This window comes from Flavobacteriales bacterium (assembly GCA_016779935.1).
Taxonomy (GTDB): domain Bacteria; phylum Bacteroidota; class Bacteroidia; order Flavobacteriales; family UBA7312.
In genome coordinates this window covers 64,975-80,391 of sequence record JADHMQ010000002.1, presented here as the reverse complement: position 1 = coordinate 80,391, position 15,417 = coordinate 64,975, and the positions used below count along the sequence as shown (strand labels likewise).

Sequence of the window (15,417 nt, the reverse complement as noted above, 5' to 3'; positions counted from 1 at the left end):
TCTATTTAAAAACTTCTTCAATTATTAATCGTTGTCTTGTAGCTGCAAACTTAGGTGAACCACTAGCTGTTGCAGCACTTGCCCTTCTAGAAACTAATTCAAAGGGAATATGTCTTAGTCGGTTTAAAATATGAGTCCAAGCCCCCATATTTCGTGGCTCTTCCTGAGCCCATATCAATTGTTTCGTATCGTACTTCTTGAGTACGTCGTTTATCTTTTGTTCTGGTAAAGGGTACAGTTGCTCCAATCGGATTAAAGCTACATCTTTTCGCCCTAACTTTTCGCGTTCTTGGAAAAGCTCATAGTATAGTTTTCCACTACAGAATACGACCTTTTTAACTTCTGATGGTTTAACGACCTCATCGTCAAACAATTCTTGGAAGCGTCCAGTGGACAGGTCTTCAAGCGTGGAAACACACAATGGATGACGCAACAAACTTTTTGGCGTAAACACTACTAAAGGCTTTCTAAATTCTCGTTTAAGCTGTCGCCTTAAAACATGGAAAAAGTTTGCCGGTGTGGTACAGTTAACGATTTGCATATTATGTAAAGCACACATCTGTAGGTATCGCTCCATACGTGCACTAGAATGTTCTGCACCTTGCCCTTCATAGCCATGCGGCAAGAGCATTACTAGTCCGTTATAGGTCTTCCATTTGTCTTCGGCTGACGAGATAAATTGGTCAATCATAATTTGAGCACCATTGCTGAAATCACCAAACTGTGCTTCCCAAATGGTTAATGAGTTGGGACTCGCCATAGCAAAACCATAATCAAAGCCTAACACACCATATTCTGATAAGAGTGAATTATAAGCCTCAAATTTCACATTAGGGTTAACGGCATTAAGAGGGATTATCTTTTTCTCTGATTCCTCAGCTTTTAAAACGGCATGTCGGTGTGAAAAAGTTCCTCTCTCAACATCTTGACCGCTAATTCGAACAGGATGACCCTCATATAAGAGTGTACCATATGCCAAAAGCTCAGCTATTCCCCAATCCAAACGGTTGCTGTCTTCTACCATCTTCTTTTGGTCGTTCAGCAAACGCTGCGTCTTTTTAAATAGGTTGTCCTTTTCAGGGACATTGTACAGCTTGGAAGCTACTTCTTTAAGTACTTCTAAATCTACTGCGGTATCTTGTGACTTAACAAAGTCAGCGTCTTTAGATTTTCTAAAGCCTTGCCATTCGGCTTTCATGAAAGGCGTAATTTCTGCCTTTTCGATTTCTTTTGATTCGTCAAATCTATCTTGAAGCAACTGCTTAAACTCATGCTCCATTTCTTTAACGATATTCGCCCCTACAACGCCTTCATTAATCAGTTTGTGGTTGTATATTTCTCTAGGGTTAGGGTGCTTGCTAATAGCCTTGTACAGCTTAGGTTGTGTAAAACGTGGCTCATCGCCTTCATTATGTCCGTACTTTCTGTAACATAGCAAATCAATGAATACGTCTTTATTGAATTTCTGACGGTACTCTGTAGCAATTTGCATAGCATGAACAACAGCTTCTACATCATCGCCATTAACGTGAAAAACAGGGGATAAAGTTACTTTACCTATGTCCGTGCAGTAAGTACTCGAACGGGCATCTAGATAATTAGTGGTGAAGCCTACCTGATTGTTTACGACAATATGAATGGTTCCACCAGTTTTGTAACCGTCCAATTGTGCCATTTGTATTACCTCGTAAACAACACCCTGACCGGCTAGTGCGGCATCTCCGTGTATGAGGATAGGTACTACCTTAGAATTATCACCTTTATATTGTTGGTCTATTTTCGCTCGTGCTATTCCCTGAACAACAGGGTCAACCGCCTCTAAGTGAGAGGGGTTTGGCGAAAGCGACATCTTTACCTTTTTTGAATTGTTGCAAACTTGTTCCGAAGTAAAGCCAAGATGGTATTTTACGTCGCCAGAGAATAAATTATCTTCATATTCTTTACCTTCAAATTCTGAAAAAATATCTCTGTATGTCTTGTTAAAAATATTGGCAAGGACATTTAATCTTCCTCGGTGTGCCATCCCCATTACGAACTCTTCCACTCCCAACTCTGCACCTTTCTCAATGAGAATATCCAAAGCAGGTATCAACGATTCGGCGCCTTCTAGCGAAAAGCGTTTCTGACCAACAAACTTTTTGTGTAGAAAATTTTCAAAAGCTACTGCTTGGTTAAGTTTGCGGAGTATTTGCTTCTTTTCGTTTAACTTAAAATTGGGAGTATTACTATTTTTATGTAAACGGTTTTTTATCCATTCCACCTGGTCAGGTTTACGGATATACATATACTCCACTCCTATAGATTGACAGTAAACGACCTTTAGGTGTTCTACTATATCTCTCAAAGAAGATGGACCAACACCTATTTGAGTACCTGCTTGAAAGACGGTATCTAAATCCGATTGGTTAAGCCCAAAGTTTTCAATATCAAGTGTTGGGGTATATTGCCTTCTTTCACGTACTGGATTAGTATGGGTGAATAAATGGCCGCTTTTTCTGTAAGCGTCAATTAGATTTATTACTTGAAATTCTTTCTTGAAGGTTTCTGGAATTTCGTCTTCATCAGAATACACTTCTCTAGCGAAATCAAATCCAGTAAAAAAGTTTCGCCATTCTTCATTTACAGATTCAGGATTTTCAACATAATTATCGTACATGATTTCAATCATGTTGGTATGAATAGCTCCTAGAAAAGAAAATTTATTTGCCATCAGATTTTATGGTTATGGCAAAACTATTGAATTTTATTTATTTTTTAGCCTTAATCGTAAGCAATTTTTCAGATAGAATTTTACGTTTTAGCTTTCTCTAATCTTCAGAAGTGCTGCAAACTTTTCAAGTTCAAGAATATCTTTGTCGATAGCACTCAACGACTTCATAGCATTTTCGTAATACTCATTGATAAGCGCGTTGATGTGTGTCTCTATTTCAAGAGAGGCATAAATCTGCTTTACTTTTTCTACTTTTTCAGTTGAATTTATGGTTTCTGAACTGTATAAATTTACAAGCTCCATTTTTTCGCTTCCATCAGAAAGAGATAGTGCTTTGAGGTATAAGCATGTTTTTTTGTTGGCGATGATGTCTCCCCCCAATTGTTTTCCAAAAGCATTAGTATCGCCAAAGATATCTAGCAAATCATCTTTGAGCTGAAAAGCAATGCCAATTTTACGTCCAAATTCATAGAGATTTTCAGCATCTTTTTTATCTGCACCTCCCATTATCGCTCCCATTTTTAATGAGGCACCAAGTAAAACAGCTGTTTTGTATTCAATCATTTTCAAATACGACTTCAAATCTACTTCTGCTTGTATTTCAAAATCCATATCGTACTGCTGCCCCTCACATACTTTTAGTGCCATAGTATTGAATACTGATAGGCATTCAATCAAACTTTCTTTCGGAAGTTCTGACAAATACTGATAGGACTGTATGAGCATGGCATCACCTGAAAGTATAGCAACATTCTCATTCCATTTTGTATGCACAGTGCTTTGTCCACGGCGAACAGGTGCTTCGTCCATGATATCGTCGTGCAGTAATGTGAAGTTATGGAAGACTTCAATAGCAATAGCAGGTCGCAATGCTGCCTTAATATCTTTTTTATACAATTGATAAGACAGCAACAAGAGTATAGGACGCATACGCTTACCTCCTAACGATAAGATATAATCTATTGGAGCATATAAATCGGCTGGTGTGCTTGGATATTTCAAGCTTAACAACTCCTGCTCGACTAACGTTCTTAACTGATCTATTGATTTCATAATTATTTTATTAATGACAAGAGGTAATTGCCGTATCCACTTTTCAGTAAAGGCACTGCCAATTTCTTAAGCTGTTCATCATCGATAAAACCCATTTTGTAAGCGGCCTCTTCAATACAGCCAATTTTTCGCCCTTGCCTATCTTCAATTACCTGCACGAACTGACTGGCTTGCATTAAAGACCTGAAAGTTCCTGTATCTAGCCAGGCTGAGCCTCTACCTAACAATTGAACTTTCAGCTTCCCTCTCTTTAGGTATTCTGAATTTACATCCGTAATTTCATACTCACCTCTGGCTGATGGAATTATATTTTTTGCAATTTCTACTACATCATTATCGTAAAAATATAATCCTGGAACAGCATAATTAGATTTAGGTACTTTTGGCTTTTCTTGAATACTAATTACATTATTGTTTTCATCATATTCCACAACCCCATAGCGTTCGGGGTCATTGACGTGATAACCAAATATTTTTGCTCCTTCTACATCAACACATGCTTCAACGATTTTACGCTTTATATAGAAGATATTATCTCCTAGTACTAAACATACTTTGTCGTTTCCAATGAATTCTTCTCCTAAAACAAAAGCTTGAGCTAATCCGTTTGGAACTTCTTGCACTTTGTATTCAAAACGACAGCCTAATGAAGAGCCATCGCCTAATAGCCTTTGAAAAATTGGTAAATCCTTAGGCGTGGAAATGATAAGTATTTCTCGAATACCAGAAAACATTAGTGTCGAAAGTGGATAATAAATCATCGGTTTATCATAAACCGGCAATGCTTGTTTACTAACCGCCAACGTTAAAGGGTGCAGTCGTGTCCCTGAACCTCCAGCTAAAATTATTCCTTTCATTATTTGTTATTTAAGGTCAATTCCTTTAACTCAATGTCTTCCTCTTCGTCAAATACATCTAATAAAGGATCATTTAATGCTTCTACAATTAATGATTTTTCTAGACTCAACAACAAGGCTGGTAAAACTATCAAATTAGAAAGTAATGCAATGAGTAATGTAATCGAAACTAACAAGCCCAAAGCTATTGTGCCACCAAATTGAGATGCTATAAAGATAAAAAATCCAAAGAATAATACAATTGAAGTGTAAAACATACTAACACCTGTTTCTTTAATAGCCGCAACAACAGAGTCCTTGATGTTATAGTTTCTATGTCTTAACTCTTGTCTATATTTTGCTAAAAAATGAATGGTATCATCTACAGAAATACCAAAGGCTATACTAAAAACGAGTATGGTAGACGGTTTTATCGAAATGCCAAAATATCCCATTATTGAGGCTGTAATTATGAGCGGTATAAGGTTAGGAATAAGTGAAACCACTACCATTCTAAAAGAATTAAACATCCATGCCATAAAGATGGAAATTAATAAAACCGCCAGCATTAAACTAGTAAATAGATTCTTTACTAAATAGGAAGTGCCTTCCAAAAACACTATACTTGTTCCAGTGAGGACTACATTATATTTTTCGGGATCAAAAATCTTGTCAACTTGCTCACGAAGTTTCAACTTAATTTCTTTCATTCGACTTGTGCCAATATCTCCCACGTACAAACTAACACGCCCTATTTGTTTATTTTCATCAACAAAGGAATTCATCCATTCGTTTGGGGATTCGCTTTTTATGGTGTAGTCTAAAAGCCATCTTTTTTCTTGAGAATTTGGCAATTCGTAAAAGTCTATATTGCCGTTATAGAGAGCTTGCTTTGAGAATTTTATAGGATCTATTATGGATACTGGTCTAGAAAATTCTTTGTAAAGGCTCAAAGTATCGCTTAATTTATCTATACGCTTTAGGGTAGATAATTTAGTAATACCGTTTTTTCTGTGTGTATCAATGACTATTTCAAATGGCAATACAGACTTATAATGCTTTTCAAAAAATTTGATGTCTTGATAAAGAGATGATTCACTAGGCATATCATCTGTAATATTACCCGCAATATTCATTTTGAACAGTCCAAAAAGACTTACTGCAACTATGGCTATGGTAGAAATATAAATTGCAGTTCTTTTATTTAACACAATGAAGGTTATTCGTTTGATAAGTTTGTTCAACCACCTTCTTTCCAAGTGACTTGTATGTTTTGCTTTTGGAGGATTCAGATAACTAAAAATTATTGGGATTAGCAATAATGATAGGATGAAAACTGCAAAAATATTTAAGGACGCTACTAGTCCAAATTGACGCAAGTCTTTACTAGATGTTAGCACAAAAGTCGCAAAACCCATAGCGGTAGTTGCATTAGTAAGAACAGTGATGTTTCCTACCCTTCTAATCATCTGAACTAACGACTTAGATTTATTTCCATGTCGTCTATATTCATTGTGATATTTGTTTATTAAAAAGATGCAATTTGGAACGCCAATAACAATTAATAATGGCGGTATTAGTGCGGTTAGAATTGTAATTCTATAATCTAGAACTCCAAGTGTACCAAAAGACCATATAACGCCTATAGTAACTACCATTACAGAAATCAACATGGCTTTTAACGACCTGAAGAAGAAATACAAAATTAAAGCTGTAACAAATAAAGCTAGGAAAATAAATAAACCCACTTCTTTCTTGATGAGTTCAGAATTGACCGTTCTTATGTATGGTAAGCCTGAGTATCTAATGACTTTGGATGTTTCGGACTCATAGATATCTCCTAATTCAATGATGCTATCAATTAAATTAATACGCTTATCGCTTGTAATAAAATCATTATCAAGCGCCAATAGCATTACAGAAGCACTGTCGTTGTATAGCGTATTTCTAAAAAAGGGTAATGTTTTTAATTTATTAAAGGCCTCATCTAATTGTGATTGACTGTCAATAGAGTCAAATAAAGACTCAATAATTAATCGTTTTTCTTTTTTATCTTTTTGCAGATCTACTGCATCTGAAATGGAGTATACCGACTTAACACCGTCAATTTTTTCTATTTCATTCTGCAACTTTTCCCATGACTGAAAATTATTGTAATGAAAGAATGAGTCGGCATTTACTCCAACAATCATTATATTGTCTTTTATACCAAACTTATCAAGGAAAAAATTATAATCTAATTGTTCCGTTGATTTGATTGGCAAAAGGTTTGCCATCGAATAAGACAGTCGAGCATTTGAAGATTGCTGAATCATGAAATAGGTGGTCACCAAAATCAGCCAAATGAAAACTGAACGAAATCTTAAAATTACTTTAGCAATAGTTAACCACATATCAAATATAAAGGGAGTGTAAAAGTACTGATTAATATTTTGAGACAAAAAAAAGCCCGACATTTTGTCGCGCTTTTTTAATGAATTCTTAAATACGATTATACTGTCAGAATCTCTGCTTCTTTGGAAGAGAAAAAGGCCTCAATTTTAGACGTAAAATCGTTTGTTAAATTCTGAACGTCTGATTCTGAGTCTTTCAGAATGTCTTCGGATATTCCACTTAACTTTTTCAAATCATCATTGGCATCTTTTCTTACATTTCGAATACTCACTTTAGCATTTTCAGATTCTGCTTTGGCTTGCTTTACCAACTGAACTCGACGTTCTTCTGTTAATGGCGGTACGTTAATGATAATCATTTCACCATTATTCATAGGATTGAAACCTAGGTTGGCGTCAATAATGGCTTTCTCCATTACTTCCAACATTGATTTATCCCAAGGCTGAACAGAAATTGTTCTTGCATCAGGAGTATTAATGTTTGATGCTTGAGCTAGAGGTGTTTGTGCACCATAGTAATCAATACTTACATTGTCTAGCATTTGAGGTGAAGCTTTTCCTGCTCTAATTTTTGAAAAAGCGATTTCTAAATGCTTTATCGCGCCATCCATTTTCTCTTTGGCGCAATCCATAATAAATTGAATTTCTTCCATTTTTTTTAATCTAAAAATTAACTAAAGTCCCTATTGACTCACCTTGCAACATTTTAAGCAAGTTTTGTTTTTTGTTTATATCAAAGACAACAATAGGTAATTTATTTTCATTACACAAAGTGAAAGCCGTCATATCCATAATGTTCAAGCCTTTTTCGTACACCTCTTTAAATGAAATATTATCGTATTTAACTGCTGATTTATCTTTTTCAGGGTCAGCACTATATATTCCGTCTACGCGAGTTCCTTTAAGGATAACATCGGCTTCGATTTCAATGGCTCTTAGTGTAGCTGCTGTATCTGTAGTGAAATAAGGATTACCTGTTCCTCCTCCAAAAATAACAACTCTGCCTTTTTGTAGATGCCTCATTGAGCGTCTTCTAATAAAAGGCTCTGCGATTTGCTCCATTTTTATAGCAGTAAGTAATCGCGTTTCTACTTCTGCTTTTTCTAGTGCAGATTGTAAGGCCATCCCATTAATAATGGTAGCAAGCATACCCATGTAGTCGCCTTGAACTCTATCCAAGCCTTCTCCTTCTACTTGTATACCTCGGAATATATTACCGCCACCAATTACAACAGCAACTTCTACTCCTAGATCAACAACGTTTTTAATTTCATTTGCATAGGAGGTCAGTTTCTCGGTATCTATACCAAATTGTTTATCTCCCATTAAGGCTTCTCCACTAAGTTTTAAAAGAATTCTTTTATATTTCATAGTTAGCAAATTTAAGGCAAAAAAAAGAGAGTGAAAAACACTCTCTTAAATCATTAGTTTTTTAACTAGACGCCAAGACCGACTCTTTTGAATTCAGTCACTGTTAGTTCATTATCAAATTTGTTCAAGTGTTGTGACACTGACGTTTTTGATTCTTTAATAAATTCTTGATTTAACAAGGTATTCTCCTTGAAGAATTTATTAAGTCTACCCATAGCAATTTTTTCTAGCATTTCTTCAGGCTTACCTTCTTGTCTTGCTAAGTCTTTAGCTACTTCTAATTCTTTGTCTATAGTTTCTTGAGATACTGAATCTTTGTCGACAGCTACTGGATTCATAGCAGCTACTTGCATTGCTATGTCTTTTCCTACTTGGTCATCTACAGATTTAGACAAACCTACTAATGTAGCTAGACGGTTTCCTCCGTGTATGTACGAAGAAACTTGTGCAGATTCTACAGTTTCGTATGATGATAAGTCTAACTTTTCACCAATTACACCTGTTTGCTCAGTAATTTTCTCTTCAATTGTCATTCCGTCAACAACACATCCTTTCAATTCAGTCAGGTTAGATGGCTTGTTTGACATTGCAGCATCTAAGAATGATTGTGCTAATGAAATAAATCCTTCATTTTTAGCTACAAAATCAGTCTCACAATTAAGAGCAATTAATGCTCCAAAGTTTCCATCAGTTGCCGAAATAACAACACCTTCAACAGCGTCTCTATCCGCTCTATTAGCAGCAACTTTTTGACCTTTCTTTCTTAAAATGTCAACCGCTTTAGACATGTCTCCTTCAGCTTCAACTAAAGCTTTCTTACAGTCCATCATTCCAGCACCTGTTTGCTTTCTTAGTGCATTTACATCAGCAGCAGTAATCTTTGGCATAATTCAAATAAAATTTAGTGTTATTACTTTTCTTTAGTAGTAGTTTCTACTTCTTTTTCTTTACTAGCTTTTGGCTTTTCCTCGTTCTTTGCAGAAGCTGTTTCTCTTTCTGAAAGGCCTTCTTGTATAGCGTCAGTTACTAAAGAAACGATCTTCTCAATTGAACGGCTTGCATCGTCGTTAGCAGGGATGCAGAAGTCAACTAAGTTAGGGTCAGAATTAGTATCGACAATTGCAAATGTTGGTATACCTAATTTTTTTGCCTCAGCTATAGCAATGTGTTCTCTGTGAATATCTACAACAAATAAAGCTGCTGGAATTCTACTCATAGAAGCAATACTTCCAAGGTTTTTTTCTAGTTTATCTCTTGTTCTTGATACTTGAAGACGTTCTCTTTTAGATAGGGTATCGATAGTACCGTCGGTCTTCATCTTATCAATTGAATTCATTTTCTTTATTGCTTTACGAATTGTAGCAAAATTCGTTAGCAAACCACCTGACCAACGCTCAGTAATGTAAGGCATATTCACTCTTTGAGCATGAGTTGAAACAGATTCTTTAGCTTGCTTTTTAGTAGCAACAAACATGATTTTTCTTCCTGACCTTGCAAGGTGCTTAAGTGCAGCACATGTTTGATCAAGTTTCATAATCGTCTTATTAAGGTCGATTACATGGATTCCGTTTTTCTCCATAAAGATATAAGGAGCCATTTTAGGATTCCATTTTCTAGTTAAGTGTCCAAAATGAACACCAGATTCTAATAAGTCTTTGAAATTTGTTTTTGACATTTTTTTTAAATTGTTTACATTCATAATTCTTCGCAATCTATCAGTAGTATATTAAATATAGTCTGAGAGATTTTGATACTAAACAATATCCTAAGATATTAACGCTTACTGAACTGGAATTTCTTACGAGCTTTCTTCTGTCCAGGTTTTTTACGTTCAACCATTCTTGGATCACGAGTTAATAGTCCTTCTGCTTTTAGAGTAGGACGATTTTCTTCGTCAATCTTGATTAGTGCACGAGAGATTGCTAAACGAATAGCTTCTACTTGTCCGGTTGAACCACCACCGTTTACATTAACTTTCACATCATACTTTCCTTCCAATTCAACTAAGCTGAATGGTTGGTTAAGTTTGTAAAGTTGTGTTGCCGTACTAAAGTAAGTCTTTGCTTCACGGTTGTTAACAGTAATGTTTCCTTTGCCTTTACTCAAATAAATTCGAGCAACTGCTGATTTTCTTCTACCAATGGTGTGAATTGTATCCATCGTTATGATTTAAGTTTAATTTCTTTTGGTTGTTGTGCTTCTTGCTTGTGATCGGTTCCAGCATATACAAACAAGTTTGAATATATGGTTCTTCCAAGCTTATTCTTTGGAAGCATTCCTTTAATTGATTGCTTTACTAAGGACGTTTGATCTCTGTCAAATAATTCTTTTGGTGAGATTCTTTTCTGCCCACCAGGATATCCTGTGTGCTTAAAGTGTTCTCTATCCGTCCACTTTTGACCAGTCAAACGAATTTTATCAGCATTGACAACTACTACATAATCTCCACAATCTGCATGAGGTGTGAAGTTTGTTTTGTGCTTTCCTCTTAGTATAGAAGCAACTTGAGAAGCTAATCTACCCAATACCATGTCTTCAGCATTTACCAAAACCCACTCTTTGTTGGATGTTTCCTTGTTTGCCGATACTGTCTTATAACTTAGTGTGTCCACTATTGATCGTTTTAGTTAATAACGTTCATTTTAAACCCCTTAATCTAAAGGGGTGGCAAAAGTAGGATTTTTATTTTAATCCAACAAAAATTTATTACCCATATTTAGTTGATAATTTTCATTTCCTTTCCAACCTTAGTAAATGCAGCTATGGCTTTGTCCAAATGTTCTTTGGTATGAGCAGCCGACAACTGTACACGAATTCGTGCTTGGTCTTTTGGAACTACTGGAAAGAAAAAGCCAATAACATAGATTCCTTCTTCTAGAAGTTTATCGGCCATTACTTGAGAGGTTTTTGCGTCATATAGCATCACTGGAACAATTGGGTGAACCCCTTCTTTGATGTCAAAACCTGCTTCTGTCATTTTAGTTCTAAAGTAAGATGTGTTTTCTTCAAGTTTATCTCTTAGCTCTGTAGAATTACTAATCAAATCTAAAACTGTTATGGCTGAACCAACAATAGACGGCGCTAATGAATTTGAAAATAAGTAGGGTCTTGAACGTTGACGAAGCATATCTACTATCTCTTTTCTGGCAGATGTAAACCCTCCCATTGCACCGCCGAGTGCCTTACCTAATGTGCCAGTGATAATATCCACACGACCCATAACATTATGGTATTCATGAGTACCACGTCCATTTTTTCCAACAAAGCCTGAGGCATGACATTCATCGACCATCACTAAAGCATCGTATTTTTCAGCCAAATCACATATTTTGTCCAATTGCGCAATATATCCGTCCATTGAAAAGACACCGTCAGTAACAATAATTCGATTTCTTTGAGATTGTGCTTCTATGAGCTTCTGCTCTAGGTCATTCATATCATTATTTGCATATCTATAACGTGCGGCTTTACACAATCGAACACCATCTATAATAGAGGCATGGTTTAGTGAATCTGAGATTATAGCATCTTCTACTCCAAATAATGGCTCAAACACTCCGCCATTAGCGTCAAAAGCAGCTGCATATAATATGGTGTCTTCCATACCTAAAAACTCTGAAAGCTTTCTCTCCAATGTTTTATGAATGTCTTGAGTTCCACAGATGAATCTGACAGAGGATAAGCCAAAACCATGAGTATCAAGAGTACGTTTTGCTGCTTCAACGACCTCATTATTTGATGATAATCCAAGGTAATTGTTTGCACAAAAGTTTATGACTTCTTTTCCTGTACTTACCGAAATATCAGCGTCTTGCGGAGTAACGATAATACGTTCTTCTTTATATAAACCAGAGTCTTTTATGTTTTGTAATTCGGTCTCTAACTGGTTTTTTAACTTTCCGTACATATTGTTGAATTAAAAAAAGGGAGTTGCCTCCCCTTTAAATTATTGGTAAAATTATTTAGACAACGCCTTGGTCTAGCATTGCATCAGCAACTTTTACAAAGCCAGCAATGTTAGCACCTTTTACGTAGTCAACGAATTCTCCTTCAGCGCCATACTTCACACACGACTCGTGAATATCGTTCATAATTCGCTTGAGTTTTTCATCAACTTCTTCTCTAGTCCAATTCATACGAATAGAGTTTTGTGACATTTCAAGTCCGGAAGTTGCAACACCGCCGGCATTAGACGCTTTGCCAGGTGCAAATAATATTTTCGCTTTATGAAATGCTTCTATTGCTTCTGGAGTTGAAGGCATATTAGCTCCTTCTGAAACACAGATACATCCGTTAGCAAGTAGCTTTGCTGCTTCCTCTCCGTTGAGTTCGTTTTGGGTAGCGCAGGGTAATGCGATATCACATTGAATTTCCCAAGGTCTTTGTCCTTCGAAAAATTCACAGTTGAAGTGCTCGGCATATTCTTTTATACGACCTCTTTTTACATTTTTGAGTTCCATTATAAATGCTAGTTTCTCAGTATCTATACCGTCTTTATCGTAAATATAACCTGAAGAATCTGAAAGGGTTACCACTTTAGCTCCTAATTGAGTAGCTTTTTCACATGCAAACTGAGCCACATTTCCAGAACCCGAAATTGTAACGGTTTTACCTTCAAAAGAATCGCCTTTAGTAGCTAACATGTTCTGCGCAAAATATACTGTTCCATAACCTGTCGCTTCAGGACGAATTAAAGAGCCTCCCCAATTGATTCCTTTACCTGTAAGAACACCTGTAAATTCATTTTTCAATCGTTTGTACTGCCCGAACAAATAGCCGATTTCTCTTCCTCCGACTCCAATATCACCTGCTGGAACGTCTGTATTCGGTCCAATGTGTCTGCTGAGTTCAGTCATGAATGATTGACAAAAACGCATCACCTCATTGTCCGATTTACCTTTAGGGTTAAAGTCTGAGCCCCCTTTGCCGCCTCCCATTGGAAGAGTTGTAAGTGAGTTTTTGAAGACTTGCTCAAAACCCAAAAACTTAAGAATTCCTAAATTCACTGATGGGTGAAAACGCAATCCTCCTTTGTAAGGTCCAATCGCTGAATTAAATTCTACTCTAAACCCTCTATTTACTTGCGTATTTCCTTCATCATCAAGCCAAGGAACTCTGAATATAATTGTTCTCTCTGGCTCTACTATGCGTTCCAATAATCTTGAGGAATTATACTTTGGATTATTTTCCATGAATGGAATAATGGCTTCTGCCACTTCTTGTACGGCCTGAATAAAAACTGGCTCATGTGCGTCTTTAGCGATAACATCCGCCATAAACGCGTCTATTTTTTCTTGGTACTTTGTAGACATTAGATTAATATTAGTGTTGACAAAAGTATAATTTTTCAATATTCAATTGCTTTTTTTTTTTAAATATTTAAACATCAAAAGATCTCTATAAAAATTTAATAAAGGCCTTTTTGAAAAATGAAAAAATAAAGAGTGCTATTGGAGAACAATTTTATGAGAGCTTACTTCCGTTTTTCTAGTGGTATTTAAAAAGTAAACTCCTCTAGAAAAATCAATTGTTGACACACTAATTTGAGTTGAGCCATCAGTTGGTAAATGTTTTCTTTCCCAAACAATTTTTCCTGTAACATCAATAAATTGGATATGTGTAATTTCATTTACTTTACTTAAATCGATGGTAAATTTATCATTGGCTGGATTTGGATAAATAAACAAGTCTGCCGAATTAAACGCTTCAATAGATGTTGTGTCAGGCTTTGATCCTCCACCATTATTTGTTGTATCTGGCAAATTAGAACGGTTATTTTGGATTACCGAATACATAAAATCAACTTGACCTTTGGTAAACATATTTTGGCAAGATGGATCTGAGTAATCCATATAATTTTCTACCATATCTGGAAAGTCATATGGGCTATCGGTACATGTATTGCTATTGTGATTACATTGACTTTGTCCATCTTGAGCGGCGTTGGGCGTATCGTCAATTCCATCTTCTTGAGAGCAATCGCCATCGCCCCATATGTGTCTTAGTCCAAAATAATGGCCTGTTTCATGTGTAGCAACCCGACCTAAAAAATTGACCGTTTGACCTCCTCCCATATCTGGCGCAGCATCTCTTCCAAAAACAGCATAATGAACTACTACCCCATCATATTGTGGGTCTGTTGGGGGATCCCCCTGCCAATTTGGTAAATTATTAGGCGGTGTAGCATATCCTAAAAGTGCAATTTGACCATCTAAAGAAATGTCACACACCCAAATATTCAAATAATCCTCAACTGGCCACGGAGCAATACCACCACTGCTTGGTTTTTTCATCGACTCCATTAGCTGGCCACCTTGCACTTCCTGAACAGTCATAAAAGATGAAACCGTTGTTGATGTTCTGGTAATTCCATTAGTTGTATTTCCTTGAGGGTCAACTGTTGCCAAATAAAATTGAAATTTTGCTTTGCCAGTTATGGTGTCAAATACAGCTCTTGTTTCTGTTGTATCAGCATTTGTTCTTCCGAAATCTTCATTGAGCACATCATATTTGGGATTTGATAACTGCATCACTCAAGTTTTCTTCCTCATTCTGATACAATACATGTACTACAACAGGAATTTGTAATACCTCATCTGTTTGCGAAATACTTCGTTGATTAGCATCTGCCCACTCTTTAGCCTGAGAAAATATTTGTTGCTGCCTATCTGAGTATGAATGATCTATATGTTGATGGTGACGATTAACAAGGTCGCTTCCGCACCTCATATAGTTTTGACTAAATACCAAAAAAGGCATAGCCAACATAAGTAGTGTTAGTTTTTTCATGGGTTTTATTAATATGTTCACACCAAATTTAATCAAATTAATTGAAATAGATGTTTCCAGGCTTTGCACTTATTACGCCTTCAAGCTCTAATTTCATAAGCATTTCATTTACTTTTTGAAATGGCATCTTACTTAAGGCATGAATTTTATCAATATGTATCCCTTGATTTGATGTAATGATGTTTAATAAATCGTTTTCTTCTGGGCTGCAACTAAATAGCGACTGCTGAGTAGGGGAATCGACGTTGTTCCAACCCAAATTTTT

Annotated in this window: 15 protein-coding genes; all 15 read right to left on the bottom strand. The window is 36.1% G+C overall.

The features are described from left to right. Window position 1: 1 nt before the first annotated feature. The 15 genes from ISP73_02200 to ISP73_02130 all read right to left on the bottom strand — a co-directional run bounded on the left by ISP73_02200 (window position 2) and on the right by ISP73_02130 (window position 15,411). The gene (locus ISP73_02200) at window positions 2-2,710 is read right to left on the bottom strand and encodes a 2-oxoglutarate dehydrogenase E1 component (GenBank protein MBL6657396.1); all 2,709 of its coding nucleotides are present in this window, start codon (window positions 2,708-2,710) and stop codon (window positions 2-4) included. An 87-nt stretch (window positions 2,711-2,797) separates the two neighbouring features. Next, window positions 2,798-3,763, bottom strand: a complete 966-nt coding sequence (locus tag ISP73_02195) for a polyprenyl synthetase family protein (GenBank protein MBL6657395.1) — start codon at window positions 3,761-3,763, stop codon at window positions 2,798-2,800. A gap of 2 nt (window positions 3,764-3,765) precedes the next feature. Further along, complete coding sequence (rfbA, locus tag ISP73_02190) at window positions 3,766-4,620, bottom strand: glucose-1-phosphate thymidylyltransferase RfbA (protein ID MBL6657394.1); 855 nt, start codon at window positions 4,618-4,620, stop codon at window positions 3,766-3,768. Further along, window positions 4,620-6,992, bottom strand: coding sequence for an MMPL family transporter (locus tag ISP73_02185; GenBank protein MBL6657393.1), 2,373 nt, complete (start codon window positions 6,990-6,992; stop codon window positions 4,620-4,622). The genes rfbA and ISP73_02185 overlap by 1 nt, the downstream gene beginning before the upstream one ends. A gap of 98 nt (window positions 6,993-7,090) precedes the next feature. Then, on the bottom strand, window positions 7,091-7,645 hold the full coding sequence (gene frr, locus ISP73_02180) for a ribosome recycling factor (GenBank protein ID MBL6657392.1): 555 nt from the start codon (window positions 7,643-7,645) through the stop codon (window positions 7,091-7,093). Window positions 7,646-7,655: 10 nt separating this feature from the next. Further along, complete coding sequence (locus ISP73_02175; protein MBL6657391.1) at window positions 7,656-8,372, bottom strand: UMP kinase; 717 nt, start codon at window positions 8,370-8,372, stop codon at window positions 7,656-7,658. A 56-nt stretch (window positions 8,373-8,428) separates the two neighbouring features. After that, window positions 8,429-9,250: an elongation factor Ts gene (locus ISP73_02170; protein MBL6657390.1), complete on the bottom strand. Its 822-nt coding sequence runs from the start codon at window positions 9,248-9,250 to the stop codon at window positions 8,429-8,431. A gap of 23 nt (window positions 9,251-9,273) precedes the next feature. Continuing rightward, complete coding sequence (gene rpsB, locus ISP73_02165) at window positions 9,274-10,038, bottom strand: 30S ribosomal protein S2 (protein MBL6657389.1); 765 nt, start codon at window positions 10,036-10,038, stop codon at window positions 9,274-9,276. Between the two features lie 98 nt (window positions 10,039-10,136). Next, window positions 10,137-10,523, bottom strand: a complete 387-nt coding sequence (gene rpsI, locus ISP73_02160) for a 30S ribosomal protein S9 (GenBank protein ID MBL6657388.1) — start codon at window positions 10,521-10,523, stop codon at window positions 10,137-10,139. A gap of 2 nt (window positions 10,524-10,525) precedes the next feature. Beyond that, the gene (rplM, locus tag ISP73_02155) at window positions 10,526-10,975 is read right to left on the bottom strand and encodes a 50S ribosomal protein L13 (GenBank protein MBL6657387.1); all 450 of its coding nucleotides are present in this window, start codon (window positions 10,973-10,975) and stop codon (window positions 10,526-10,528) included. Between the two features lie 104 nt (window positions 10,976-11,079). After that, a complete protein-coding gene (kbl, locus tag ISP73_02150) occupies window positions 11,080-12,270 on the bottom strand; it encodes a glycine C-acetyltransferase (protein ID MBL6657386.1) in 1,191 nt (396 codons plus the stop codon). A gap of 55 nt (window positions 12,271-12,325) precedes the next feature. Beyond that, window positions 12,326-13,675 (bottom strand): NADP-specific glutamate dehydrogenase, encoded by a 1,350-nt coding sequence (gene gdhA, locus ISP73_02145; GenBank protein ID MBL6657385.1) that lies wholly within the window; start codon window positions 13,673-13,675, stop codon window positions 12,326-12,328. 135 nt (window positions 13,676-13,810) lie between these two features. Further along, on the bottom strand, window positions 13,811-14,893 hold the full coding sequence (locus tag ISP73_02140) for a T9SS type A sorting domain-containing protein (protein ID MBL6657384.1): 1,083 nt from the start codon (window positions 14,891-14,893) through the stop codon (window positions 13,811-13,813). Further along, a complete protein-coding gene (locus ISP73_02135) occupies window positions 14,868-15,152 on the bottom strand; it encodes a hypothetical protein (GenBank protein ID MBL6657383.1) in 285 nt (94 codons plus the stop codon). Before ISP73_02135 ends, ISP73_02140 begins: the two co-directional genes overlap by 26 nt. Before the next feature lie 37 nt (window positions 15,153-15,189). Continuing rightward, entirely contained in the window at window positions 15,190-15,411 is a 222-nt protein-coding gene (locus tag ISP73_02130; GenBank protein MBL6657382.1) for a hypothetical protein, read from the bottom strand. Window positions 15,412-15,417: the final 6 nt, after the last annotated feature.